Source organism: Paenibacillus sp. FSL R7-0179 (genome assembly GCF_038002265.1).
Lineage (GTDB): Bacteria > Bacillota > Bacilli > Paenibacillales > Paenibacillaceae > Paenibacillus_AQ.
In genome coordinates this window covers 773157-796948 of record NZ_JBBOCC010000002.1, presented here as the reverse complement: position 1 = coordinate 796948, position 23792 = coordinate 773157, and the positions used below count along the sequence as shown (strand labels likewise).

Genomic DNA, 23792 nt, shown 5'->3' with positions numbered 1-23792 from the left:
ACGGCTCGCAAGTCTTGCTGTAATGTCCGGCAAGAGCCGGTGCGGCCGGTATACGCCATGCAGCATCTGATGCTTGCCGCCAATCACGGGCAGAACTGCATCATAACCGCCCGCTTCAAGCCGCGTAAGCATCCATGCGGCGGCCGGAGCTGATATATCAGGGCTGTCACAGCTTACCACCCAGGCATAGTCCGTCTCAGCATTGGCAAAAGCGGCATGTAACCCGCTCAGCGGCCCATGCCCGGCATAAACATCCGGTATATATAGAATATCCGATGGAAGACGTTCCAGATACGGCGTAGGATCGTTCGTGACCACAATCACGCTGGAGCACAGTTTCAGCATCTCCCTCACCTGCCGGACAATGAACGGTTCCCCCTGATAACTCAGGAGGGCTTTATTGCGGCCCTGCATCCGGGAGTTCTGTCCGCCCGCCAGTATAATTCCTGTCAGCACCAAAGACACCTCCCGTGGCAGATTTTAGGACTGAAGCAGTGACAGCGCCAGTGCGATAACCGCCTGATCCGCAAGCGCCTGATCCCGCAAAGGCAATACCGGCGGACTATCCTTGCTGATGCCAGAACCAGACGCTGCACTCTGTAGTTCCCCAGCCTCTTCCCAGCTTAACCACAGTCGTATGTCCGTTGCTTCCTTTTGCAGCGTTATCTGGTCCTCAGTGCGGCGAATCAAGGCGATCTTGGGATACTCTGCAGATTTGAACCCCTCAGCAATCACCACGTCTACTCTGCCGCGCATCGACTCCGCAATTTCACGTAGTGATGCCGCAGATCTGCGCATGACCCTTGTCGCCTCCGGCGAGGTCAATACCGTCTCTACTGCACCGTGCAGGAGATGCTTGCTGCTATCCGTTCCCGGATCATCCAGCTGGAAGGAATGGGCATCATGCTTGGCAGAGCCAACCCGTATTCCTTGTGCAGACAAGGCCTCGATTAACCGGCAGACGAGGGTTGTTTTGCCGCTGTTCTTGTATCCGATGATTTGCAGTACAGGAACTGGGAGCTGTACCGCCGCATGCTGGGATTCCATAATCACGTTGTCTGCTCCTCTGCTTGAAGATCTATTTCGATTATACACTATTCCGGCCGCTGCCCATTCCCCGCCAATTGCCTGACAGCGCCACTGTGCTTCAAATCACCAGCCTCCCCGGCCGGATACAAGTATAGTTAAAGAGTCCGGCAGCTTACATGTCATGATATATCCGCGAAGGAGGTCTATTGCTGCATGAAAAAATACATCCCCAACCAGCACGGCGCCTGGGCGATGCTCGTTCTCCCTTTTCTGCTGGGCGTTGCCGCTTCCAAGGGGCAGTTCATACATATTCCGCTGTTTGTCTGCTGGCTGCTGATCTATCTGTTCAGCTTCCCGCTCTTGCAGGGGGTGAAGACCCGGAAGTTCGCACGTTATGCCCAGCCGCTCAGGTTATACGGGCTTCTGCTGCTTCCGTTCGCCCTCTATCTGGTGATTGTCCAGCCGGTGCTGCTGGGGTTCGCGCTGCTGCTTCTGCCGTTATTCGCCGTCAACCTCTATTATGCCAGGACCCGGAATGAACGCGCCTTGCTTAATGACATCTCAGCTATTGTGGCGTTCTGCCTGGTGATTTATCCGGTCTTCTATGTGGGGCAGGGGGAGAGCTGGAGAGCCGTGAATGAGCTGTTCGTGCTGGCGGTGCTATACTTCACCGGAACTGCCTTCTATGTCAAAACCGTCATCCGTGAGCGGAACAATCTCCGCTTCTATTACGGGTCCGTGGCCTATCATCTGCTGTTCGCGGCAGCCGGACTGTTCCTGTTTCCTTCGCTGCTGGTCCCGCTGCTGGTTCTGCTGCTGCGGGCAGCCATTCTGCCGAGGACAGGAATTACCGCCAAACGTACGGGAATCATCGAGATCGGCTTCTCCGTCATGTTATATGTGTCTGTGCTGGTGCTGTATTTCTAGGGGAATCACCATGCTTATTTGGACAAAAACCAGAAAGCTCCTTCGCCAATCCGCGCGAGAGGAGCTTCCTTCAGGTCTGCCAGCCTATTCTACGATCATATCCTGATTGCTTGAGCCCGGCGGCACAATAGGATAGACATTATCCTCCTCGGTGATATCAAATTCCATCACGACCAGCCCTTCTGTATGCAGTGCCTGTTCAATGATCTGCTCCGCTTCAGCCAGCGTGCGTGCCCGGAACCCGTGGGCGCCGAAGGACTTGGCTAAGGCCACGAAATCCGGCGAGCTGATCCGCACCGAGGAATAACGCCGTCCCAGAAACAGCTGCTGCCATTGCCGTACCATCCCCAAATACCCGTTCTTGAAGATTGCCACCTTGACATTCAGGCCGTGATCCACGGCGGTCATAATCTCCTGCATATTCATCTGGAAGCTTCCGTCCCCTGTAATGCACACCACATCGCGCTCAGGAAAAGCAACGGCCGCCCCAATCGCAGCAGGCAGGCCGTACCCCATCGTTCCCAGCCCGCCGGAGGTTAAGAAGGACCGGGCTTCTGTGAATTCATAATGCGTGGCTGTCCATATCTGGTGTTGGCCGACATCCGTGGCGATGATGGCATCGCCTGCTGTAGCCTTTTGCAGGCAGCGGATCACCTCTTGCGGGCTTAGCTTCGGATTCGGCTCACGGCTTACCTTCGCCTTGCGTTTGCGCCAGAGCGCGATCTGCTCCTCCCAGGCCGGATCCTCTACTGGATGTACCTGTTCCTCTATGCCTTTAAGCAGTTCTCCGCAAGAACCGGTCACTGCCAGGTCAACGGGGATGTTCTTGTTCAGTTCGGAGGGGTCCAGATCAACCTGGATTTTGTAGGATCCCGGGGAGAAGGCCTTCCGCTTGCCGGTCACCCGGTCACTGAAGCGCACACCGAGACACAGCACTACGTCAGCGCTCTGCAGGGCGCGGTTAGCCGCCACCGATCCATGCATTCCAACCATGCCCAGGTGCAGGTAATGTCCCGAAGGAAAAGCGCCAAGCCCCATCAGCGTACTGGCCACAGGAAGGTGATGCCGCTCCGCGAATGCTCTTAAGAGCGCTGGCGTCTCTCCCTGGATACAGCCGCCGCCGGCCAGAATCAGCGGACGCTTCGCTCCGCTCAGGCGTTCGGCGGCAAGCTCCAGAACCGCCGGGTCAATGGGGTGATCCGGCTGATAGCCCCTGATTCTAGGGAGAGCGCCATCTGCGGCCGCCCCGTTCTCCATCGTGTACTCCGCATTCATCACATTCTTCGGCAGATCAATCAGAACCGGACCGGGCCTGCCGCTCGTTGCTATATGGAATGCTTCATTCACAATTCTGGGCAGCTCGGCAATCTCTCTGACGATATAATTATGCTTGGTCACTGGCATCGTCATTCCGTAGATATCCACTTCCTGGAAGCTGTCCAATCCTATAAGATCGGTGGCCACCTGGCCGGTAAGCACGATCAGCGGCACCGAATCCATGAACGCTGTTGCAATTCCGGTTAACGCATTGGTGGCCCCGGGACCGCTGGTAACCAGCGCTACTCCCGGACGCCCTGTGGCTCTGGCGTATCCGTCTGCGGCATGAACCGCAGCCTGCTCGTGCCGGACCAGCACATGCTGAATCCGGTTATTGCCGTACAGCGCATCATATAGTGGCAATACGGCACCGCCGGGGTAGCCGAACAGGGTCTCCACCTTTTTGGCGATCAGCATCTCAATCAACAGCTCTGCTCCGTTCATGATTCCCCTTCGTCTCCTGTCATCTAGATAATTTATCCGCCAATATAGGACATGCCAATCTTGGCCTTGCTTCTACGGCTCTCTTCCGTCCGCTCATCGGAATAACGGTCGCTTCGCTGCTCCCATACCTGCTTAATTGCTGCCAGCAGCTCCTCATCGCCAGCCCCTCCGCGCAGCATGGCCCTAAGGTCAAAGCCCTTGGAGGCAAACAGGCAGGTATACAGCTTCCCGTCAGAAGACAGCCGGGCACGCGAACAGGCGGAACAGAACGATTCCGACACAGAAGTGATGAAGCCGACCTGGGCCGTACTCCCAAGATAGCCGTAGCGCTGCGCGACCTCTCCGCTGTAATTCTGCTCAAGAGCTTCCAGCGTATAGACGCTTTGCAGCTGCTGCAGGATTTCTTGCTTGGTGACGACCTTATCATAGCTCCAGCCGTTATCGTTGCCGACATCCATGAACTCGATGAAGCGCAGCATGATCTTCCGCTTCTTGAAGTAGGCGGCCATCGGAAGAATCTCGGATTCGTTCACGCCCCGCTGGACAACCATATTCACCTTGACCTCGAACCCGGCGCCCGCCGCTTGATCTATAGCGTCCAGAATCATTCCCGGCCTGAAGCCGCGCCCGTTCATTCTGCCGAACAGCTCCGGCTCCAGCGCATCCAGGCTGACATTCAGCCTGCGCAGGCCCGCAGCATACAGCGGCGCTGCCTGTCCGCCCAGCAGGACTCCGTTCGTCGTAAGTCCCATATCCTCTACACCGGGAATGGCGGAGATCTTGGTAACCAGCTCCGGCAGATGGCGGCGCATCAGCGGTTCGCCTCCGGTCAGGCGGATTTTGCTTACGCCAAGCGATACGAACAGCTTCGCCAGCCGGCCGATCTCTTCGAAGGTAAGCAGCTCACCGGATGGAAGAAAAGCGTAGTCGTCACCAAATATCTCCTTCGGCATGCAGTAGGAGCAGCGGAAATTACACCGGTCCGTGACCGAAATCCGCAAATCATGGATAGGCCGCCGCAGCTGATCTTGCAGTGGATGATGATTCATGTGCGTCTATCTCCCTTCCCGTACTCTTGGCCTTACAATACCCAATCATTCATGCCCTCTTCCACCCCGAGCAGCAGGACATCCACCTTATCCCCTGCGGCGAAGCCTCTTGTTCCGCCAGGCAGTACTATCAGGGAATTGCCGCGTGCGATGGACGAAACAGCATTCGATTTATTGAAGCCGGCAGGCCGTACCGTAGTGCCGTCATATACCGCCCGGACGAACCGGGTGAACGGGTTCGCCTTGGCGAAATCCTCCGCCAGCACGGCTGTGGTACGCGGCAGATACAGATGGTCCGTCCCCATCATCTTAAGCAGGGCAGGTCTTACGAACAGCTCGAAGCCGGTGAAGCAAGCCGACGGATTGCCTGACAGTCCGAACAAGAATTGGTCTCCGGCCACAGCCACTGTAGTCACACTGCCGGGACGCATCGCTACCTTGTTGAACAATATATCGGCTCCAAGGCGCTTGTAGATCTCCGGCAAATAGTCATAATCGCCCACGGACACTCCGCCCGTTGTGATCAGACAGTCGGTCTCAGCGAGTGCCTGACGGACGGTCTGCAGGCATTCCTCCAGCCGGTCCGCTGCCGTATCATAGATCCGGTACGGGATACCCATCCGGGCGAGCTGGGCGGCAATCATCGGCCCGTTGCTGTTACGGATTTTGCCAAGTACGAGCGGGTCTGCCACTGCCAGCAGCTCGGTGCCTGTAGACAGAATCCCCACCACCGGCCGCTTCCCTGTCTTAACCTCCCCGTAGCCGAAGGTAGCCAGCAGCGCCACAACCCCGGGATGAATGAAGCTGCCGGCCGGAATGACTGTCTCACCCGCTAGCATATCCTCCCCTTGCAGGGACAGATTCTCCTGTGGTGCAAACACCTTGCGGATCGTAAACGTCTGTCCCTCTGAGACGGCTTGTTCAAACATAACTACCGCATCTGCCCCGGCAGGCAGCGCCGCTCCTGTCATCAGCCGTACCGCTTCGCCAGTGCCGATTACAGCCTGCGACACTTCCCCTGCGCCGATGTGATCCACCACGGTGAAGCTGACCCGGTTGCTGCCGGAAGCACCGGCCGAATCCCGGGAAGCGATGGCATAGCCGTCATACGGGGAACGGGTGAAATGCGGTACATCATGGGTTGCAGTAAGCGGCCCGGCCAGAATACGTCCATAGCTTGCATGAAGCGGAACAGTCTCCGTACCTGTGCGGCATACTCTCCCGGTTACCCGCTGCACAGCTTCCGCTACAGTAACCGGAGTTCTGGTCTTCTCCACCTTCATCTGCTCCTTACCGGGTGCCGGACTGAATATCCGTACATCCGTTTATTTCTGCGTAATATCGCTGAAGGTGCCTACATACCGGACATCTTCACCAGTCTCATCCTTCACAGCGCTGATATTCAGCCACTGCAGGTACTCTTCTCCATTCTTGCGCTTGTTCCAGATCTCTCCCTGCCACATGCCCTTTGCCTTGACCTCACCCCACATCACACGGTAAAAGTCCTTCGGCTGGCGGCCGGATTTCAGCAGGCTTGGCTGTTTGCCAAGCACCTCTTCTTCGGTATAGCCGGTAAGCTTCGTGAACGCCGGATTGACTGTCTTGATGTGGCCGGACACATCCGTAACCAGAATCCCCTGGCCGGTCGAATTGAACACCTCAGAGGTGAGGGCAAGGCGGTCCTGAAAGTACAGCCATACCACGAGCACCAGACTGGCCAGCGCCACCTGGGACAGCAGCATGAAGCCGATGGAATATTGTCCGGTTGCCGCATGAATCACAGATAGCATAATCGGAGGGAAGAATCCGCCCAGACCGCCCATCATTGATACGATCCCGTTGGCAATCCCCGCCTGCTTATTGAAGTACAACGGCACCAGCTTGAAAATAACACCGTTGCCGATTCCGGCACTTACCGCAATCGCCAGGCAGCCTGCTGTATACAGGCCCATGTCAGGCATGAAGGCCAGAATAATGGCAGCCACCGTGTATACACTGAAGGTGAAGATAAGTAAGAACAAAGGCTGGAACTTGTCAGCAAGCCAGCCGCCGATCGGACGGAAGAAGGTCGCTACTGCGATGAAGCCGGCGGTTCGCATCCCGGCGTCGACTTTTTCCAGACCAAAACTGGATACCAGAAAATTCGGCAGATAAATGGTAAAGGCTACAAATGAGCCAAAGGTAATGAAATAGAACAGTGAGAACAGCCACAGCTTCTCGTTCCTGGACACGCCCTTGATTTGTTCAATAATCGGAGTGCGGAGCTTAGGCTCCTGACGGTCCCCGAAGAAGAAGTTAAGAACGATGAAGACGAGCAGCAGAATCAGATACATTTTGACTGCGTTGGCCCAACCGAACTGTGCTGCCAGGATAGGCGCCGAGAAGGTTGTAACCGCTGTGCCCAGATTCCCGATTCCATAGATACCGTTAACCAGACCGTGCTTCTCCTTCGGATAGTACTTCGGCAAAGAGGTTACCCCTACAGAGAAGACCGCGCCGCCGACACCCAGGAACAGGCCGCCGATAATCAGATGGGTTACGGTTGAAGCCACACTGATGAAGTAGACCGGGAACAGCAGCAGCACGAAGCTGGACATAAAAATAATCCGCGCCCCCAGAATATTCGCATAGTAGCCCAGCGGAATTCTCAGAATCGAGCCAAGCACGACCGGAATCGCCGTGACCATCGCCAGCCGCCCGGGAGGAATGCTGATATCCTCCGAGATAAAGGGCATCAAGGAGGAGATAATCACCCACACCATGAATCCGGTAATCAAGTTTAAGGTTTGCAGCGGCAATTGCATTTTTTTAATCATTCGTTTCACCTTTTCGCCGTTTTTTCTTGTGATGATTTCCTGTTATCGATATTTCCTGTACTCATTGTATCCGCCGTTCCCCGGCTCAGATATAGGGGAGTCCCCTTTCCCTGACAGGGTAAACCCTAAAATAACCCCACAAAGTGGGGCTTTAGCGTAGGTGATGACTCAGGTACTTTGCGGGGACCCTAAAACATATAAATCCTTGTAAAAAACAGCCCCGTCAAAATGACAATATAACAAAAAAGCTGCCCCAAATTGGAGTAGCTTTTTGAAAATCTATGAGCTTCATCAGTTTATCCATAGAATGTTAATTCTTCCTCAGGTTCTGAACCTCCTGTTCAGAAAGCTCGGTGAGTTTAACAACAAAATCTACTTCATGTCCCAATTCCAATAGTTTACGTGCGGTTTCTCTTTTTTCAAGAATTACACCTTCAGCAATTCCCTCCGCCTTAGCTCCGTTCATCCGTGAAGCCTCATCACGCAAATACTTCATCCGGGCATCATACTCCATCCGTGTAGCGGCATCCTGACTCAGAAATTCAAGAGTATCCATTGCTTTTTTTAACATCGGTTCATTCATGGTCAGCACCTCCCAGTTTGGTTGTTCAACACCCTTCAGGAATAATAACCAGTTGATTAAACCGCCTGTTAACGGTATTGCCTTCTCCTCGAGCTTTGTTAATTCCATCACATGAATCTCCAGATCATTGTTCAGCGAAATCCCGGTATGATCTTCCCGAAGGCGAAACACATTATGATGGCGGTCATTCGGTAGGCAGGAGTAGTTCAATATATTAATCGTAACACACTTCTTCAATTGGCTGTAATCGTCGCCCTTTTGAATTTGGTGATAGTACATCTCACTCCAGTAAAAAAGTGTCCGCTTCTCCATATTGTAAGGATTGAACAATTGCATTTCGATGTTGATTCGCTTGCCCTCTGCCGTTTTCGCCTTGATGTCCAGTATGGACTGCTTTTCAGCCGGAGCATCTTTATCTGTGTAAGGATTCATTAATATGATCTCAGTTAACGGTGGTTCACCGGACTCCATAAAGGTACTGTTAAGAAAGGCTAAAAGCACATCTTTGTTGTTTTCGCTGCCGAATATTTTCTTGAAGATAAAGTCGTTCCTTGCATCGAGCAATTCCACTATTATCACTCCAATCCTTATAGCCTTATTATATCATGGCGGAACTATGCGTTGTAGACAAAACTAGCTATGCTCCGAATGACAATACGCCAAAAAAACTGCCCCAACTTGGAGCAGTCTGATCATTGACATCTAATATCATCATTCTCACGTAATCAGCGTATTTAACTGTTCACTTAAACGTTCCTTGTCCTTCGGACTCAGTTGGTTCTCGCCCATCGGGAAGATGACCGTCTCTTCTTTGACAAAATGGACCGTCAGCACCTCGAAGGCTTCTCCCGCATCGCGCACGGCTGAGCGGATTCCAGCGAGCGTCATCTGGCTGATGTCACCCTCAGAGTGATGCAGGAAATGCCCGATGTACCCGTCAATCTCGCGGTGCTCCTCCTGAATGCCTGCCAGCGGTCCCTGGTCGAAGCCGATATACCGGCCCAGCAGCGGGAAGAAATACGTCTCTTCCTTCTCCGTGTGCCGCTTCAGCGGGACGTCGAACTCCTGCACTGCCTTACGCAGCTTCTGAAGCTGTGCCTTGGCCTCTTCCAGCGTAATCTGCTCCTGCTCAAACCAGAGGACAATGGCATGCCATTCCTCCATCAGAAAAGATAAATAGCGGTGTTCATTCTCAAGGATGCGCATCGCGGGCAGCGTAAACTTAAGGTTTGTACGTTCCGGCATACAGCTAACCCTCCAGTGGCCGGTCAGAAATCCAGCATTTTTTTCCTCAAAGCGTATTCGACCAGCTCGGGCCGGCTTTTAAGGTTAAGCTTCTCCATAATTTTGGCCTTGTGGGCCTCCACGGTCTTAACGGAAATAAAGAGCTTCTCGGCAATCTCCTTATTCCCGTAGCCCTTGGCAATCAGCGGAAGAATCTCTAGCTCCCGCTTGGACAGCAGCTCGAACAGATCCTCGGTCCCGCCGGTCTTGTCCTGCTTAATGAACTCACGGACAAGCGACGTAGCCATCTTGGGATGAATATAAGTACCGCCTTCATAAATCGTGCGGATCGCCAGCAACAGCTCCTCATCCGGCGCACTCTTGAGCACATACCCGGAGGCCCCGTTCTTCAAGACATGGAAGAGATACTCATCATCGTCATGCATCGTCAGAATGAGAATTCGGGTATCGGGATAATCCTCCTTAATCTTGCCGGTCGCGGTCAGTCCGCTTTCTCCGGGAGGCATGCTTAAATCCATGATCAGGATATCCGGCCGGAGCTTGGCGACCATGGTGTAGGCTTCTCTGCCGTCCGCCGCTGCTCCGATCACTTCAATATCATCCTGAAAATTAAGAATCATAGAGAATCCGCTGCGCACGATTGCATGGTCGTCCGCAATGACGATCTTCATCAGAAGCTCATTCCTTTCCTCGGGCCCATCATACAGGAACCTGCAGCATAATCCGGGTCCCCTTGCCGGTCTCTGAATCCACACTGAAGGTTCCGCCCACCAGCTCCGCCCGCTCCTGCATTCCGAACAGGCCAAGTCCGGTTCCGGTAGGCTCATCCCCCAGCTGGAAGCCGATACCGTCATCCTGAACCAGAAGCTGCAGCATGCCGCCGTTCTCGGTGAGCGAGACCTTGACACTGTCTACCTGGGCATACTTCAAGGCATTCAGCACCGCTTCCTGGCATACCCGGTACATAACCGTCTCAATCTCACTCCCGTACCGCTTCTCGGGCAGCCGGGATTCATACTCAATCACGAGGCCATACGTTTGCTCCACCCGCTTGAAGTGAGAGCGGAAAGCCGCCTCCAGACCGAAATCATCCAGGGCAGCCGGCCTAAGCTCCACCGACAGGTTGCGGATATCACTCAGCAGACGGGTCATCGACACTTCGGTTTGCTTCACTTTTTTCAGCAGCCCGTCATCGGTTGTCATATATTTCAGCACACGCAGATCAATCACGGCACTCATCAGCTCTTGCGCAACGCTGTCATGCAGTTCACGGGAGATCCGCTTGCGTTCATTCTCCTGGGCTTCAATAATATGCTTCATCATCTTGTTCTGGTAGAACTTCTCTTGCGTCTTGAACTGTCTCGTTAAATCCCTGAGCATAAAGATCCGGATTCCATTCTCTTCATCTATCGTGTGAAAGGTCGCGGCATAAGGCACAATCCCCTTGTCCCTGGTCTCCAGATAGACCTGATAAGAGGTGAACTCCTCCGAGTCCGGGGTGTGAAAATAACAATTCAGGCAGGTCCGCAGCTCCGTCTCGCTGGTATATCCCCGGCAGGTCCCGCAGAGCGCTTCAGGATTCCCCTGATACAGCTGCTTCAGAATATCCGTGTCGACAATCGTCTCGGCAGCCGGATTCATCGCCAGGGCTTTCCCTTGCCGGTCAAAAAAGAACATCGCCTCCGAGCTGTTCTCGAACAGCTTCGTCATAAGCTCACCGCGCAAATCCGTAGCAGGGTTCATCAACTGAGCAACAATTCCTTCCCGTTCAAGTCTCCAATGCCGCCCCGCGCCGTCGCTTCCAGGTCACGCAGCATCTCAGCGGTCACCTGCCGGTCCCCTCTGAAGCCGCCCAGAAGCACACCTGCCACGCGGGCATCATTCCACATCGGCACCGCCCCGATGCTGTTCAGATTCTCCATCTTGGTGATGGGGTAATTGAACAGGCTGTCGGGCTTCACCATGAGCTTCACCGAAGGGATCAGGAACGGCTTGCCGGTCTTGAACACGATGCCGGCAATCCCTCTGCCGGATTGCAGCACAATCCGTTTGTAGCGGTCACTGATATTGCCTGAGGCGTATTTCCAGCGGATCGCATAGTCATACTCCGCCGGTTCGGCGAACGCCAGCGACATGAAGTCATATCCCAGCGCCGCGCGGATCTGGTCCAGCCGGGTCTGGTAATCCACCTTATTCATCATCGCTTTCTCTCCTCGGATCGAACAGGGAAAGAAGTCCACGCTGCTCTCTTCCGTTAATTTGATTTATTTCTTCTGTATAGGATATAACTTCTGCCTACATAATTCAACGGAACACTCCATACGTGAACCAGCCGGGTGAACGGCCAGAAGGCAAAGATCGCGAACCCTGACAGGATGTGCAGCTTGAAGGAGAACGGCACTCCGCTCATCAGCGAAGGGTCCGGGCGGAACATGAACAAGCCGCGGAACCACACCGAGATGGTATCCCGGTAGTCGAACTCAGGCTGTACCGCATTCGTGACAATCGTGGAGTACATCCCCATGAACACAATGAACAGCAGGAGCGAGTTGACGATCAGATCAGAGGCGCTGCTGAGCCGGCGGACATTCTTCAGTGTGAAGCGCCGTGAGGTCAGAATCAGCATCCCTGCCAGGGTGGCCGCACCGAAGATTCCCCCGATGTATACAGCACCGATATGGTACATATGATCGCTGACACCGACAGCTTCCAGCCAGGACTTGGGAACGGCTAGACCGCCGATATGGCCCAGAATGACCGGCATGATGCCGAGGTGAAACAGAATGCTGCCGAATTTCAGCTGTTTTTTCTCAATGAATTCACTGGATTTGGCTGTCCAGTTGAATTGATCCTTGCGGTAGCGGGCAATATGTCCGCCGATAAATACGACCATACACATATAAGGGAAAATAACCCATAAAAACTGACCCATCATATTCATTGACTTAGGGCCTCCTGTTCCGCACATGCTTTGAAGGTTTCCCGCAACCCTTTAACCAGGTGATAATAAGGACTCTCCCGCTGCTCCAGCGCCTTCACCAGATGATACGAGCCATCCTCCAGAATCGCCATCAGCATCCGGAAGTTCTCCGGCGCACCAGGGACATCCAGCCACTCTGCCGCATAGATGAACTCACACATCAGCGGCAAGTAATCCGGCAGCTCACTCTCCGGCATTTCGAGGCCGAACATTTCGTACAGCAGCTTCAGCTTAGCGAGCATTTGCCCGCGTTCCTTGGCATCCTCGAATTTGAAATAGGTCATATAGAGCGCACAGTCCTTCTGAAAATCAAACGTAGCCGCATAGTTCTCCTGAATCTCTTCCAGGCTGAAGCTCTGCATGAGCTTCCAGTAGGTCTGCACATTGGAATATGCCGGGTGGCCGGGGTCAAATGCCTCTTCCAGAAAAGCCGGATGGAAATCCAGCTTCTCCGGGTACATGAGCTGCAGGGCGAAATAACCGAAGGATTGCTTGTAATGATGCAGTTTGCTCAGATCAATCACGCCAGATCCCCCCGTAGAAATTCTCTTCATACATCTCCTTGCCGGTCTTCATGGTGTCGCCGGAAGGGCTGGCCGGTCCGCAGCCGTCACAGCCGGAGCCAAAGCCGGGTCCGCCCATGTCGCTGCCGTAGCCGGCGGCGCCCTGCGCACGGTAAGGGTTCATGTGCTGCTCCTTGTGGGAGGTCGGGATCACGAAGCGGTCTTCATATTTGGCAATCGCGAGCAGCCGGTACATCTCCTCCGTCTGCTGCGCCGTCATGCCGACACGGTCCAGTCGGCTAAGATCGAATTCCTGGCCGGTAGACTGGGCGCGCATGTAAGAGCGCATCATCGCCATCCGCTGCAGGGCTTCCTTCACCGTCTCTGTGTCGCCAGCTGTCAGCATATTCGCCAAATATTGAATAGGCGTACGCATTTCTTCGATGGCCGGGAAGATCATATCCGGGTTCTTCAAGGAATCCTTGCCCTCAAAGTAATTCATGATCGGGCTAAGAGGCGGTACATACCATACCATCGGCAGCGTCCGGTATTCCGGGTGCAGCGGGAAGGCCAGCTTATGCTCAATCGCCAGCTTGTAGACCGGTGAGTTCTGCGCAGCCTCCAGCCAGTCCTCAGAGATACCATCCCGTCTCGCCTGGGCTCTAACCTCTGGATCATGCGGATTCAGGAACAGATCGCACTGGGCCTGGTACAGATCCTTCTCGTCCGGGGTGGACGCGGCATCCAGCACCTTGTCGGCGTCATACAGCAGAACGCCAAGGTAGCGGATACGGCCCGTACAGGTCTCGGAACAGACCGTTGGCAGGCCTGCCTCCACACGCGGGAAGCAGAAGGTGCATTTCTCCGCCTTGTTGGTCTGCCAGTTGAAGTACACCTTCTTGTACGGACAGCCGGTCATGCAATATCTCCAGCCGCGGCAGGCTTCCTGATCCACGAGAACGATTCCGTCCTCATCGCGTTTGTACATCGCACCGGACGGGCAGGAAGCCACGCAGCTCGGGTTCAGACAGTGCTCGCACAGACGGGGCAGATAGATCATGAAGGATTTCTCGAAGTTGAACTTGATCTCTTCCTCGATCTTCTGAATGTTCGGGTCTAAGGGACCGGTCACATGCGCACCCGCCAGATCATCCTCCCAGTTCGGTCCCCATTCCAGATCCATCTTCTCGCCAGTGACAGCAGAGTGGGCCCGGGCAACCGGGGAATGCTTCTGCTCCCCGGCGTTTGTCAGGTTCTCATAGTTGTACGTCCACGGCTCATAGTAGTCCTTCATTTCCGGCATATCAGGGTTGTAGAAGATTTTGCCGAGCGCGATCTTCGACAGCTTGTTGCCGGATTTCAGCTCAAGCCGGCCCTTGCGCAGCTGCCAGCCGCCCTTGTACAGCTCCTGGTCTTCCCAGCGCTTCGGATAGCCGATGCCCGGCTTCGTCTCCACGTTGTTGAACCACATATATTCCGCACCCTTGCGGTTCGTCCAGGTGGTCTTACAGGTCACGCTGCAGGTGTGGCAGCCGATGCATTTATCCAGATTCATTACCATTGCAACTTGCGCTTTAATTTTCAAGCCAGTTGACCTCCTTCATTTTGCGAACGGCTACGTAGACATCTCGCTGGTTGCCGATCGGACCGTAGTAGTTGAAGCCGTAGCTGAGCTGTGCATATCCGCCGACCATCTGGGTAGGCTTCAGATGAATCCGGGTTGGCGCATTGTGGCTTCCGCCGCGCGTATCCGTAATCTCGGAGCCCGGTACTTGAATGTGCTTATCCTGGGCGTGGTACATGAACATGGTGCCTCTCGGCATCCGGTGGCTGACTACGGCGCGTGCAGTGACCACACCATTCCGGTTGTAGACCTCAAGCCAGTCGTTGTCCGCAATGTCATGAGCCGCGGCGTCCTCGTTATTGATCCACACCGTCGGACCGCCCCGGAACAGAGTCAGCATGTGCTGGTTATCCTGGTAGGTCGAGTGGATATTCCACTTGCCGTGCGGTGTCAGGTATCTCAGAACCAGTGCATCCATCCCGCCCTTCACTTCCTTGTCACGGGGTCCGAAGACCATTGGAGGCAGGGTCGGCTTGTAGACCGGCAATGCTTCGCCGAACTGCTGGAAGATCTCATGGTCAATATAGAAATGCTGTCTTCCGGTCAGGGTACGGAACGGAACAAGACGTTCGATGTTCGTCGTGAACGGTGAATAGCGGCGGCCTTGCTTATTCGAGCCGCTGAATACCGGTGTCGGAATCACCTCGCGCGGCTGTGCAGTAATGCTCTGGAACGTAATTTTCTCGGCGGCCCGGTCTGCGGAAATATCCCGCAGCTCGACCCCGTGATCCTTCTCCGCGGACTCATAGGCCTTCTGGGAGACGCGGCCGTTGGTGGCGGAAGACAGATGGAGAATAGCATCCGCGGCCTGACGGGCCGTCTGCAGCTTCGGCAGTCCGTGCCGGATCGTTTCATCGTAATGCACACCGCTGATCTTCTTCAGCTCTTCGTATTCCTCAGCAACCGAGAAGCTGACGCCGTGTGCGCCTGCTTTGCCGGTAGCCAGATTGGGTCCGAGCGAGCTGTATTTATGATGAATCTGCGTGTAATCCCGCTCAACAATGGTGAAGTTCGGCATGGTTTTACCCGGAATAGCCGGCACTTCGCCCTTGGTCCAATCCTTGACCAGACCCATCGGCTGTGAGATTTCGCTGATGGAGTCATGGCCCAGCGGGGACATCACTACATCCTTATAAACGCCGGGCAGCTGCGATTTCGCCATTTCTGAGAATACCTCCGAGAGCTGGCGGTAGATATCCCAGTCGGACCGGGATTCCCACAGCGGATTCACGGCCGGATTGAACGGATGGACGAACGGATGCATGTCGGTGGACGACAGATCGGTCTTCTCATACCAGGTTGCGGCCGGCAGAACAACATCGGCATATAGCGGTGTAGTGGTCATCCGGAAATCCAGGGCGACCATCAGATCCAGCTTGCCTTCTACATCCTCCCGCCAGACGATTTCCTCCGGCTTCTGCTCCTCATTCGGCTCGGCCAGCAGACCGTCCGATGCGCCGAGCAAATGCTTCATGAAGTATTCCTGGCCCTTGGCGGAGCTGGAGATCAGGTTCGAGCGCCAGATGAACAGGGAACGCGGGAAGTTCTCCGGTGCGCCGGGATCTTCCACAGCAAACCGCGTCTTCCGTGAAGTAATCTCTTCAACGGCGTGGCTGATAATCTCGGCATTCGTCTTCTTGCCTTGCTGCGCCGCTTCCTCGGCGAACAGCAGGCTGTTCTTGTTGAATTGCGGGAAGGACGGCAGCCAGCCCAGACGCGCGGCAAGTACGTTGTAATCTGCCGGGTGCTGGTAAGCGACATCCCCGCCGGTCGGCGATTTCAGCGAATCGGTGCCGCTCTCCTCATAACGCCACTGGTCGGTGGCGAAATAGAAGAACGAGGTTGCATTCTGCTGCCGCGCCGGACCCTGCCAGTCCTTGGCAAAGGCAACCGTGGACCAGCCTTCAATCGGACGGCATTTCTCCTGGCCGACATAATGTGCCCAGCCGCCCCCGTTGACGCCCTGGGATGCAGTCAGTACCACCAGGTTCAGGATCGAACGGTAAATGGTATCGCTGTTGAACCAGTGGTTGATGCCTGCGCCCATGATAATCATGGAGCGTCCGCCTGTATCAATGGAGTTCTGGGCGAACTCACGGGCAATCTGCACAACGACGCTTGCTTTTACTGTAGTAATCTTCTCTTGCCAGGCCGGAGTATAATGAGAGGATTCATCCTCATACCCCTTAGCGTTCAGCAGACTGTCTCTGCGCTTAATGCCGTATTGGCTCATCATCAGGTCGTATACGGTGGCGATATAACGTTCCGTGCCGTCCGCAAGCTTCACCTTCCGGGCCGGAATAATCCGGCTGAAGGTGCCGTTACCGGCATTGTCGAAGTACGGGAATACGATCTCCGTCCATTCTTCCCCGTGACCTTCGATCGTCAGGGCCGGCTCCACCTTGCTGCCGTCCTCCCGCTCCAGAATCAGGTTCCACTTCTTGCCTTCCTCCCAGCGCTGGCCCATCGTCCCGTTCGGCACGATCATCTCGCCAGTTGCTTCATCGAAGATCACCGGCTTCCAGTCCGAGTGCGGAGAAGCATCGCCCAGATCGCTGGCCCGCAGGAAGCGTCCGCCCTTCAGGCTGTCCTCATGCGGATCAAGCAGAATCAGGAACGGCATATCCGTATATTGCTTGGCATAATTCAGGAACATGGGCTCCTGGCGTTCCTGGTAGAACTCCTGCAGGATAACATGCGTCATCGCCTGGGCAAGCGCCGCGTCCGAGCCGGGGTTCGGAGCCAGCCAATTGTCGGCGAACTTCACGTTCTCGGCGAGATCCGGGGCAACCGATACGACCTTCGTGCCTTTGTAGCGCACTTCAGTCATGAAGTGGGCATCCGGCGTCCGGGTCAGCGGCACGTTCGAGCCCCACATCATCAGGTATCCGGCATTGTACCAGTCCGAGGATTCCGGGACATCCGTCTGCTCGCCCCAGATCTGCGGCGAAGCCGGAGGCAGATCGGCATACCAGTCATAGAAGCTCAGCATTTGACCGCCCAGCAGCGAGATAAACCGCGCCCCTGAGGCGTAGCTGACCATCGACATGGCCGGAATCGGTGTGAATCCGGCAATCCGGTCCGGTCCGTATTTGCGGATCGTATAGATCAGCTGCGCTGCGATCAGCCGCAAAGCATCATCCCAGGCTACCCGGACATGGCCGCCCTTGCCGCGCGCTTTCTTATACTGGCTGGCCTTCTCAGGATCTTCCACAATGCTGGCCCAGGCATCGACATAATTGTCATGCTCCTGGAGCGCGCTCTGCCACAGCCGCCACAGCTTCCCGCGGACATACGGATATTTCACACGCAGCGGGCTGTATTCATACCAGGAGAAGGTAGCTCCGCGCGGACAGCCGCGCGGCTCGAACTCCGGCATATCCGGTCCGCAGGACGGGTAATCGATCTGCTGGTTCTCCCAGGTGATAATCCCGTTCTTCACGAACACCTTCCAGCTGCAGGAGCCTGTACAGTTCACGCCATGGGTGGTGCGGACTACTTTATCGTGAGACCAGCGCTGGCGGTACATGTTCTCCCAATCTCTATTTTTCTCTTCAAGAATGGACCAGTTCCCGGAATAGCTCTCCACCGGCTTAAAAAAGTTAAGGCCGAATTTCTTCTTCATCTGTCCAGAACACTCCTTTGTACGAATCTATTCAATTAATCTCATTATGGATCTACCCGGCCGCGCTTCCCATTAGGGAAACACCTATTGAACCTCGGGAAATCCCTTGATCTCAGCACACAGCAAACAAGCCTTCCGCCCGGAGGAGAAAAGCTCTGACTTCTGCGCTGCACTGCCTTGCCGGGAGTCCCATTAGGGACTTCCCTCTTTCTCTCCGGGGAAGTTCCTAGCGGGAATTCCATGGCAGCACTGTATGCTATACTGGCCAGTAGATACTTCTGAGATAGTTATAATACGGGAGGATGAAGAAGAATGTCAGGACCCTCACTACGCCAGCTGCATGCCCATCATGCCATACATCAGGGCGGGCTCTCCGGCGCTGTAGCCAAGACAGAAGAAGTGGAAGAATTGCTGGCGCTTAAGGAAGCAGAGGTGGCCCGCCAGGCGGCTGACCACTTGATTGAGTACTGGGAGACGCGGATTCTCAGCCATGCCGATGCGGAAGAGGACGGCTTCTATCAGGAGGTGACAGCGAAGAACCCCGCTCTGGAAGAAGCCGTTACCCGGCTGAAGCGGGATCATGAGTTACTGCGGATCATCGTGCAGGATGTCAAAAGCATGCTCACCGAAGACGGCCTCACCTCAGAAGTGCTGCACCAGTTCCACGCGCTGCTGGCAGTGAATGCTATTCACAGCCGGGATGAAGAGCGTCTGCTGTTCCAGAAGGGAGTAAACCAATCCTAATGGGAGGTTCTGACGATGAATAGGTGTAGAGCTATCCAATATTGCCGAGGCATCTGGACTTTACGTGGCAGAGATTAAGAAGTTACAACCGTTGCAGTAAAATTCTAAAAACGAAGCTGATCATTCGATCGGCTTTTTTTCATTGGAATGTGACTTGGATACAAAAAGGCCAGTTTTGGATACAATGAGTTTTATGCCATGATATAATAAACACATAAGATTGGAGTGATAATCGTGGAATTACTCGACGCACGGAATGACTTTATCTTCAAAAAAATCTTCGGCAGTGAGAATAACAAGGATGTCCTGCTGGCCTTCCTCAACAGTACCTTCATGGAGGCAGGCGAACCCCCGCTAACAGAAATTATACTAATGAATCCGTACACGGATAAGGATGCTCCAGCGGAGAAACAATCTATCCTGGACATCAAAGCTAAAACGGCAGAGGGCAAACGGATCAACATCGAAATGCAGCTTTTTAATCCATACAATATGGAGAAGCGGACACTTTTCTACTGGAGCGAGATGTACTACCACCAGATTCAAAAAGGCGACGATTACAGCCAATTGAAGAAGTGTGTAACGATTAATATATTGAACTACTCCTGTCTGCCGAATGACCGCCATCATAATGTGTTTCGCCTTCGGGAAGATCACACGGGGATTTCGCTGAACAATGATCTGGAGATTCATGTGATGGAATTAACGAAGCTGGACGAACAAGCCGTTCCATTAACAGGAGGTCTGATCAACTGGTTGTTATTCCTGAAGGGTGTTGAACAACCAAATTGGGAGGTGCTGACCGTGAATGAACCCATGTTAAAAAAAGCAATGGATACGCTGGAGTTCCTGAGTCAGGACGCCGCTACACGTATGGAGTATGATGCCCGGATGAAGTACTTGCGGGATGAGGCTTCACGGATGAACGGAGCGAAAGCTGAGGGAAGAGCTGAGGGGGAGCGAAACAAGGCAGAGGCAATGGTGCGTGAACTTCTTGCTCTTGGAGTGGAAACCTCTATTATTGTTAGAGCCTCAGGCCTCCCAGAGCAAGAAGTTTTAAGCTTGAAATCACAAATTGAGAGATACTAACCATGAATGAACCGATGCGTTTCTTTTGCTCAATTATAAGTCCAATAAGGAACTCACTGATGTTCTGCACGATGCTTTCTTGAATAGTTGACTCAGCTATTGCTGTCCTGGTATCCAGCATCCTGCTGTCTAGCCCCGCTGCTGCGCTCCTGCAAAATGGCACGCAGATCATCTCGATTCATCAGCAGATCCTCGAGCGTATACTCGTCCAGCACCTTAAGATAGGCGTGCAGGGCCTTGCCCAGCACGCCTTTAAGTCTGCACACTGGAGAGATCGGGCAGCTGCCGCCTGATGGATTGAAGCACTCCACGAGATAGAAATCATCCTCCATCCGGCGCACGACCTCCCCGATATTGATCATCCCGGGCGCAAGCGCAAGCCTGATCCCTCCCCCGCGCCCTCTCACCGTTTCGAGATAACCCGCCTTGCCGAGTTCATGGGAAACCTTCATCAGATGATTCTTGGAGATACCATAGGCGCTGGAGATATCCTGTATTGTAGTTAACTCCTCGCGCTGCTTGGCTCCCAGATACATGAGGATTCGCAGGGAATAATCGGTATATAACGTCAGCCTCATAGTCATGCTCCGTTCTATCTTTAACTTAGATTAATGTAAGTGATATTTATTACAAAGTTTATCATATTCTTTGTCTAATTTGTTAAAGTGGTATTTTAAATATATCTTTTATCTTCAAAACCGTATATATTAATTTTGTACTATATGGAGAGGGGATGATTGATATTTTAACACAAGAGACTCGTGACATTGTCAAATCCACAGCGCCCGTGTTGGCGGAGCACGGAACCACCATTACCTCGGTATTCTACCGGAATCTGTTCGAAGCCCACCCGGAGCTGCTGAATGTGTTTAACCACGCCAACCAGGCGCAAGGCCGCCAGCAGGCGGCACTGGCCAATGCGGTCTACGCAGCGGCAGTCCACATAGACAACCTTGAGAATATACTGCCGGCGGTGGTCCAGATCGCCCACAAGCATGTCAGTCTCGGTATCAAGCCGGAGCATTACCCGATCGTCGGAGAATTCCTGCTGAAGGCCATCAAGGAAGTGCTTGGCGATGCCGCTACGGATGAGATCCTGAGTGCCTGGGAAGCGGCGTACGGAGTGATTGCTGCTGCATTCATCGGCGTGGAAGACAGCATGTACAAGGAAGCGCGGGAGCAGGACAACGGCTGGAACTTCTTTAAGCCTTTTACCGTGGTGCGTAAGGTTCAGGAGAGCGGCAGCATTACATCGTTCTATCTGAAGCCGGCCGACGGCTCGAATGTACCAGACTATAAGCCGGGCCAGTACATCTCTGTCCGTGTGCTGATCCCTGGAGAGCAGTACACCATGATCCGCCAATACAGCCTGTCCCAAGCGCCGAAGCCGGATGAATTCCGCATTTCGGTGAAACGCGAGGAAACGAATGACCCGAATGGCGTGGTATCTGTCTATCTTCATAACGGAGTGAATGAGGGTGATACCGTTGAGGTGAGCGCTCCTGCCGGAGAGTTCCTGCTGGATACTTCTGTAACTACCCCAGTAGCCTTTATATCAGGCGGTGTAGGCATCACCCCTATGATGAGCATGCTTGAGACTGTGGCTAATGTAACACCGGACCGGCCGGTTGTCTTCCTCCACTCTGCACGGAACGAATCGCTTGCTGCCTTCGGTAAGGATATTGAGAAGCATGCGGCGGCGCTGAGCAACGTCAAGACCCGAACGTTCTACTCCGGCGGACCGGATGGCGTGATTACCGGCGAAATTCTGAAGAGCTATGTAGACATTACCGGAGATGCTTACGTGTGCGGGCCTGTTCCTTTTATGGAAGCTATGATTGGGGAACTGCGGAAGCTCGGAATGACCGAGGCTCAGATTCATTATGAGTTTTTCGGACCGGCGCTGCAGCTAAGTAACGCATAGATTGTTCAGCTAAAAGCACACGGGCCGTCTGCCGAACGGGTGTTCATTCGGAAGAGGCCCGTGTGCTTTTTTAACCGCAGATCAGCCATTCATAGAGTACCTTCGCATGGTTATGGACCGGGTCCTTGGCGGCATAGACCAGCGTGACCCTCTGTTCAAGCGCCCGCTCCCGGATCGCTTCCGCAAGCCCCGCACATTCCGGATTCTCCTCCAGCTCCCTGGTATACCGTTCCTTGAATGCCGCGAACCGCTCCGGCAGATGCCCGAACCACTTACGCAGCGCCGGGCTTGGCGCGATGGCCTTCATCCACTCGTCAATGGCCGCCTGCTCCTTCGTCACACCGCGCGCCCACAGCCGGTCCACCAGAATCCGGTAGCCGTCTCCGGGTTCCGCAGACTCATAGATCCGCTTCAGACCTATAGCGTACGGAGCATCAGCGGCTTCCCCGCCGGATGACTCTCCCATGCTGCATCCCTCCTGCTCATCACTAAGTACACCCAATATACCACGGAGCCTATTCTGCCTCCAACGGCTGTTTGTCCTGGAGGATGCAGCATGACAAGCTGGTGGTCTGGCGGTCTGCCGCACTGACTCTGCTACTCCGCTTCAAGAATGTACCGGTTCCACCGCTGCTGCCAGGCCACATCCTGCCAGAACGGATGATGCGGCGCACAGTTGGAGCACAGCGTCATGCCCCAGAAGCCCAGTGCCATCCCCTTACGCAGCGCATACTCGGCAATGAATTTCCCGACCGGCCCCTCCTCGAAGCCTGCAAGCAGCGGGGTATAGCCGACATAGCCTTCGCCGATTACCACCGGCAGGCCTGAATGTACCGCCCATTCCTGCGCTTCTTCCAAGCGCAGGTCCGCTTTTTGCAGCATCGCCAGCTTGTGGGCTCCGTAGCGGTCATAGAGATAGAGATCCCATAAATCAGGGTCGGCCCAATCATGCAAATAGATCAGCTTCATCCCGACCGGATTACCCTCCATCCGCCACTCCTGCCCTGCGGGCAGGGTCCATTCCCCGAAGGGCGGGGCATCCTCCCTCAGCATAGACCGGACAAAGGCATTCGGAAAGGCTCCCCCCTCATCATTCAACCCCGCAGCGTCCATAAGCTCATTCAGCACGCCTTTGATATAGAGATGATAGTGGGCCACCTGCAGATTACGGGCTACATATGACTTCGGATAAGCTTCGTTCAGAGTATAGCTGGCCGTGATTAGAACATCGGGATGCTGTTCCCGGAGATACCCTACCGCTTCCTCAATATAAGGCTGCATGGCCTCCACCAGCCTGGGCGTGTCAGCTGCGCCGATTCCCTGCCCGGTACCCACAGCGGTAAGCTGCCCGAATTCCACTTCATTGTGCAGCTCGGCATAGACAATCTGACCGGCAAAGCCTTCCGCCTTGATATACCTGATGAGCTGGCCCATCGACCGGGCCAGGGTCATGAACCGCTCTGCAGGGGCAATTGCAGCCAGTTCATCACGCAGTGCGGGATAAGCCAGGAAGCTGGGGCTCTGCTGATATTCCCAGGAAGACAGCATAATATAGAGTCCGTGCGCCTTGGCCTGTCTGAACAGCTCCAGCAGATGCGCATGTCCGTCCAGGACGGCACCGCCGCGGCAGTTATACCAGCGGGTACGCTGGCCCACTTCACCCAGACTGCCGAAGTGCAGCGGTCCGGGACGTTTGCCCTCCGCAGTGAATAACAGGAACGGCATAGCGCAGATCCGGATGGTATTGTATCCTCTGTCTGCCGCTTCCTTACATCTTGCCGCCAGATCATGATAAGGCTCGCCCGGCAAGGTCATTGTATACCAGGAGAAATCCCACATAGTGAGGGTGAGCTTGCGCGGTAGCCTGCTCAGCACTGCATCCATTTTTTTCAC

At 54.5% G+C, this 23792-nt stretch carries 21 protein-coding genes and 1 pseudogene; 4 read left to right on the top strand and 18 right to left on the bottom strand.

The window, feature by feature from the left end; translation table 11 throughout:
- Positions 1-15: 15 nt before the first annotated feature.
- A pseudogene (mobA, locus tag MKX63_RS20150) lies at positions 16-456 on the bottom strand (molybdenum cofactor guanylyltransferase); the annotation flags it as partial.
- Between the two features lie 24 nt (positions 457-480).
- Complete coding sequence (mobB, locus tag MKX63_RS20145) at positions 481-1047, bottom strand: molybdopterin-guanine dinucleotide biosynthesis protein B (protein ID WP_341023147.1); 567 nt, start codon at positions 1045-1047, stop codon at positions 481-483.
- Positions 1048-1242: 195 nt separating this feature from the next.
- Between mobB and MKX63_RS20140 the strand changes: the two genes are divergently transcribed.
- Positions 1243-1956, top strand: coding sequence for a YwiC-like family protein (locus tag MKX63_RS20140; RefSeq protein WP_341019557.1), 714 nt, complete (start codon positions 1243-1245; stop codon positions 1954-1956).
- An 84-nt stretch (positions 1957-2040) separates the two neighbouring features.
- Here the strand turns inward: MKX63_RS20140 and ilvB are convergent, their stop codons facing one another.
- The 13 genes from ilvB to MKX63_RS20075 form a co-directional block, all read right to left on the bottom strand.
- Positions 2041-3717, bottom strand: coding sequence for a biosynthetic-type acetolactate synthase large subunit (gene ilvB / locus MKX63_RS20135; RefSeq protein ID WP_341019556.1), 1677 nt, complete (start codon positions 3715-3717; stop codon positions 2041-2043).
- Between the two features lie 32 nt (positions 3718-3749).
- Positions 3750-4766, bottom strand: coding sequence for a GTP 3',8-cyclase MoaA (gene moaA, locus MKX63_RS20130; protein WP_341019554.1), 1017 nt, complete (start codon positions 4764-4766; stop codon positions 3750-3752).
- A 32-nt stretch (positions 4767-4798) separates the two neighbouring features.
- Positions 4799-6049 carry a molybdopterin molybdotransferase MoeA gene (locus tag MKX63_RS20125; RefSeq protein ID WP_341019552.1) on the bottom strand — a complete coding sequence of 417 codons (1251 nt, stop codon included), beginning with the start codon at positions 6047-6049 and terminating at the stop codon, positions 4799-4801.
- A gap of 42 nt (positions 6050-6091) precedes the next feature.
- A complete protein-coding gene (locus MKX63_RS20120) occupies positions 6092-7582 on the bottom strand; it encodes a nitrate/nitrite transporter (RefSeq protein WP_341019550.1) in 1491 nt (496 codons plus the stop codon).
- Between the two features lie 310 nt (positions 7583-7892).
- Positions 7893-8738: an Rpn family recombination-promoting nuclease/putative transposase gene (locus MKX63_RS20115; RefSeq protein WP_341023145.1), complete on the bottom strand. Its 846-nt coding sequence runs from the start codon at positions 8736-8738 to the stop codon at positions 7893-7895.
- Between the two features lie 144 nt (positions 8739-8882).
- Positions 8883-9410 carry a hemerythrin domain-containing protein gene (locus MKX63_RS20110; protein WP_341019549.1) on the bottom strand — a complete coding sequence of 176 codons (528 nt, stop codon included), beginning with the start codon at positions 9408-9410 and terminating at the stop codon, positions 8883-8885.
- 23 nt (positions 9411-9433) lie between these two features.
- On the bottom strand, positions 9434-10081 hold the full coding sequence (locus tag MKX63_RS20105) for a response regulator transcription factor (RefSeq protein ID WP_036691001.1): 648 nt from the start codon (positions 10079-10081) through the stop codon (positions 9434-9436).
- 28 nt (positions 10082-10109) lie between these two features.
- Complete coding sequence (locus tag MKX63_RS20100) at positions 10110-11153, bottom strand: sensor histidine kinase (RefSeq protein ID WP_341019548.1); 1044 nt, start codon at positions 11151-11153, stop codon at positions 10110-10112.
- Positions 11153-11611: a GAF domain-containing protein gene (locus tag MKX63_RS20095; protein WP_341019547.1), complete on the bottom strand. Its 459-nt coding sequence runs from the start codon at positions 11609-11611 to the stop codon at positions 11153-11155. Before MKX63_RS20095 ends, MKX63_RS20100 begins: the two co-directional genes overlap by 1 nt.
- 53 nt (positions 11612-11664) lie before the next feature.
- On the bottom strand, positions 11665-12351 hold the full coding sequence (gene narI, locus MKX63_RS20090) for a respiratory nitrate reductase subunit gamma (RefSeq protein ID WP_209875083.1): 687 nt from the start codon (positions 12349-12351) through the stop codon (positions 11665-11667).
- The gene (narJ, locus tag MKX63_RS20085; protein WP_341019544.1) at positions 12348-12914 is read right to left on the bottom strand and encodes a nitrate reductase molybdenum cofactor assembly chaperone; all 567 of its coding nucleotides are present in this window, start codon (positions 12912-12914) and stop codon (positions 12348-12350) included. The genes narI and narJ overlap by 4 nt, the downstream gene beginning before the upstream one ends.
- The gene (gene narH, locus MKX63_RS20080; RefSeq protein ID WP_341019542.1) at positions 12907-14478 is read right to left on the bottom strand and encodes a nitrate reductase subunit beta; all 1572 of its coding nucleotides are present in this window, start codon (positions 14476-14478) and stop codon (positions 12907-12909) included. Before narH ends, narJ begins: the two co-directional genes overlap by 8 nt.
- A complete protein-coding gene (locus MKX63_RS20075; RefSeq protein WP_341019540.1) occupies positions 14468-18142 on the bottom strand; it encodes a nitrate reductase subunit alpha in 3675 nt (1224 codons plus the stop codon). Before MKX63_RS20075 ends, narH begins: the two co-directional genes overlap by 11 nt.
- A gap of 312 nt (positions 18143-18454) precedes the next feature.
- On the opposite strand from MKX63_RS20075, the gene MKX63_RS20070 reads away from it, so the two are divergent.
- Complete coding sequence (locus MKX63_RS20070) at positions 18455-18886, top strand: hemerythrin domain-containing protein (protein WP_341019538.1); 432 nt, start codon at positions 18455-18457, stop codon at positions 18884-18886.
- Positions 18887-19117: 231 nt separating this feature from the next.
- Entirely contained in the window at positions 19118-19975 is an 858-nt protein-coding gene (locus tag MKX63_RS20065; protein ID WP_341023142.1) for an Rpn family recombination-promoting nuclease/putative transposase, read from the top strand.
- A gap of 92 nt (positions 19976-20067) precedes the next feature.
- Here MKX63_RS20065 and MKX63_RS20060 read toward each other — a convergent pair whose 3' ends face one another.
- A complete protein-coding gene (locus MKX63_RS20060; RefSeq protein ID WP_341019536.1) occupies positions 20068-20553 on the bottom strand; it encodes an RrF2 family transcriptional regulator in 486 nt (161 codons plus the stop codon).
- Positions 20554-20717: 164 nt separating this feature from the next.
- Here MKX63_RS20060 and hmpA point away from each other — a divergent pair, with 164 nt between their 5' ends.
- Positions 20718-21899: an NO-inducible flavohemoprotein gene (gene hmpA / locus MKX63_RS20055; protein WP_341023139.1), complete on the top strand. Its 1182-nt coding sequence runs from the start codon at positions 20718-20720 to the stop codon at positions 21897-21899.
- A 70-nt stretch (positions 21900-21969) separates the two neighbouring features.
- Here hmpA and MKX63_RS20050 read toward each other — a convergent pair whose 3' ends face one another.
- Both MKX63_RS20050 and MKX63_RS20045 read right to left on the bottom strand, forming a co-directional pair.
- A complete protein-coding gene (locus tag MKX63_RS20050; RefSeq protein WP_341019534.1) occupies positions 21970-22365 on the bottom strand; it encodes a DUF488 domain-containing protein in 396 nt (131 codons plus the stop codon).
- Between the two features lie 131 nt (positions 22366-22496).
- A complete protein-coding gene (locus MKX63_RS20045; protein ID WP_341019533.1) occupies positions 22497-23783 on the bottom strand; it encodes a cellulase-like family protein in 1287 nt (428 codons plus the stop codon).
- Positions 23784-23792: the final 9 nt, after the last annotated feature.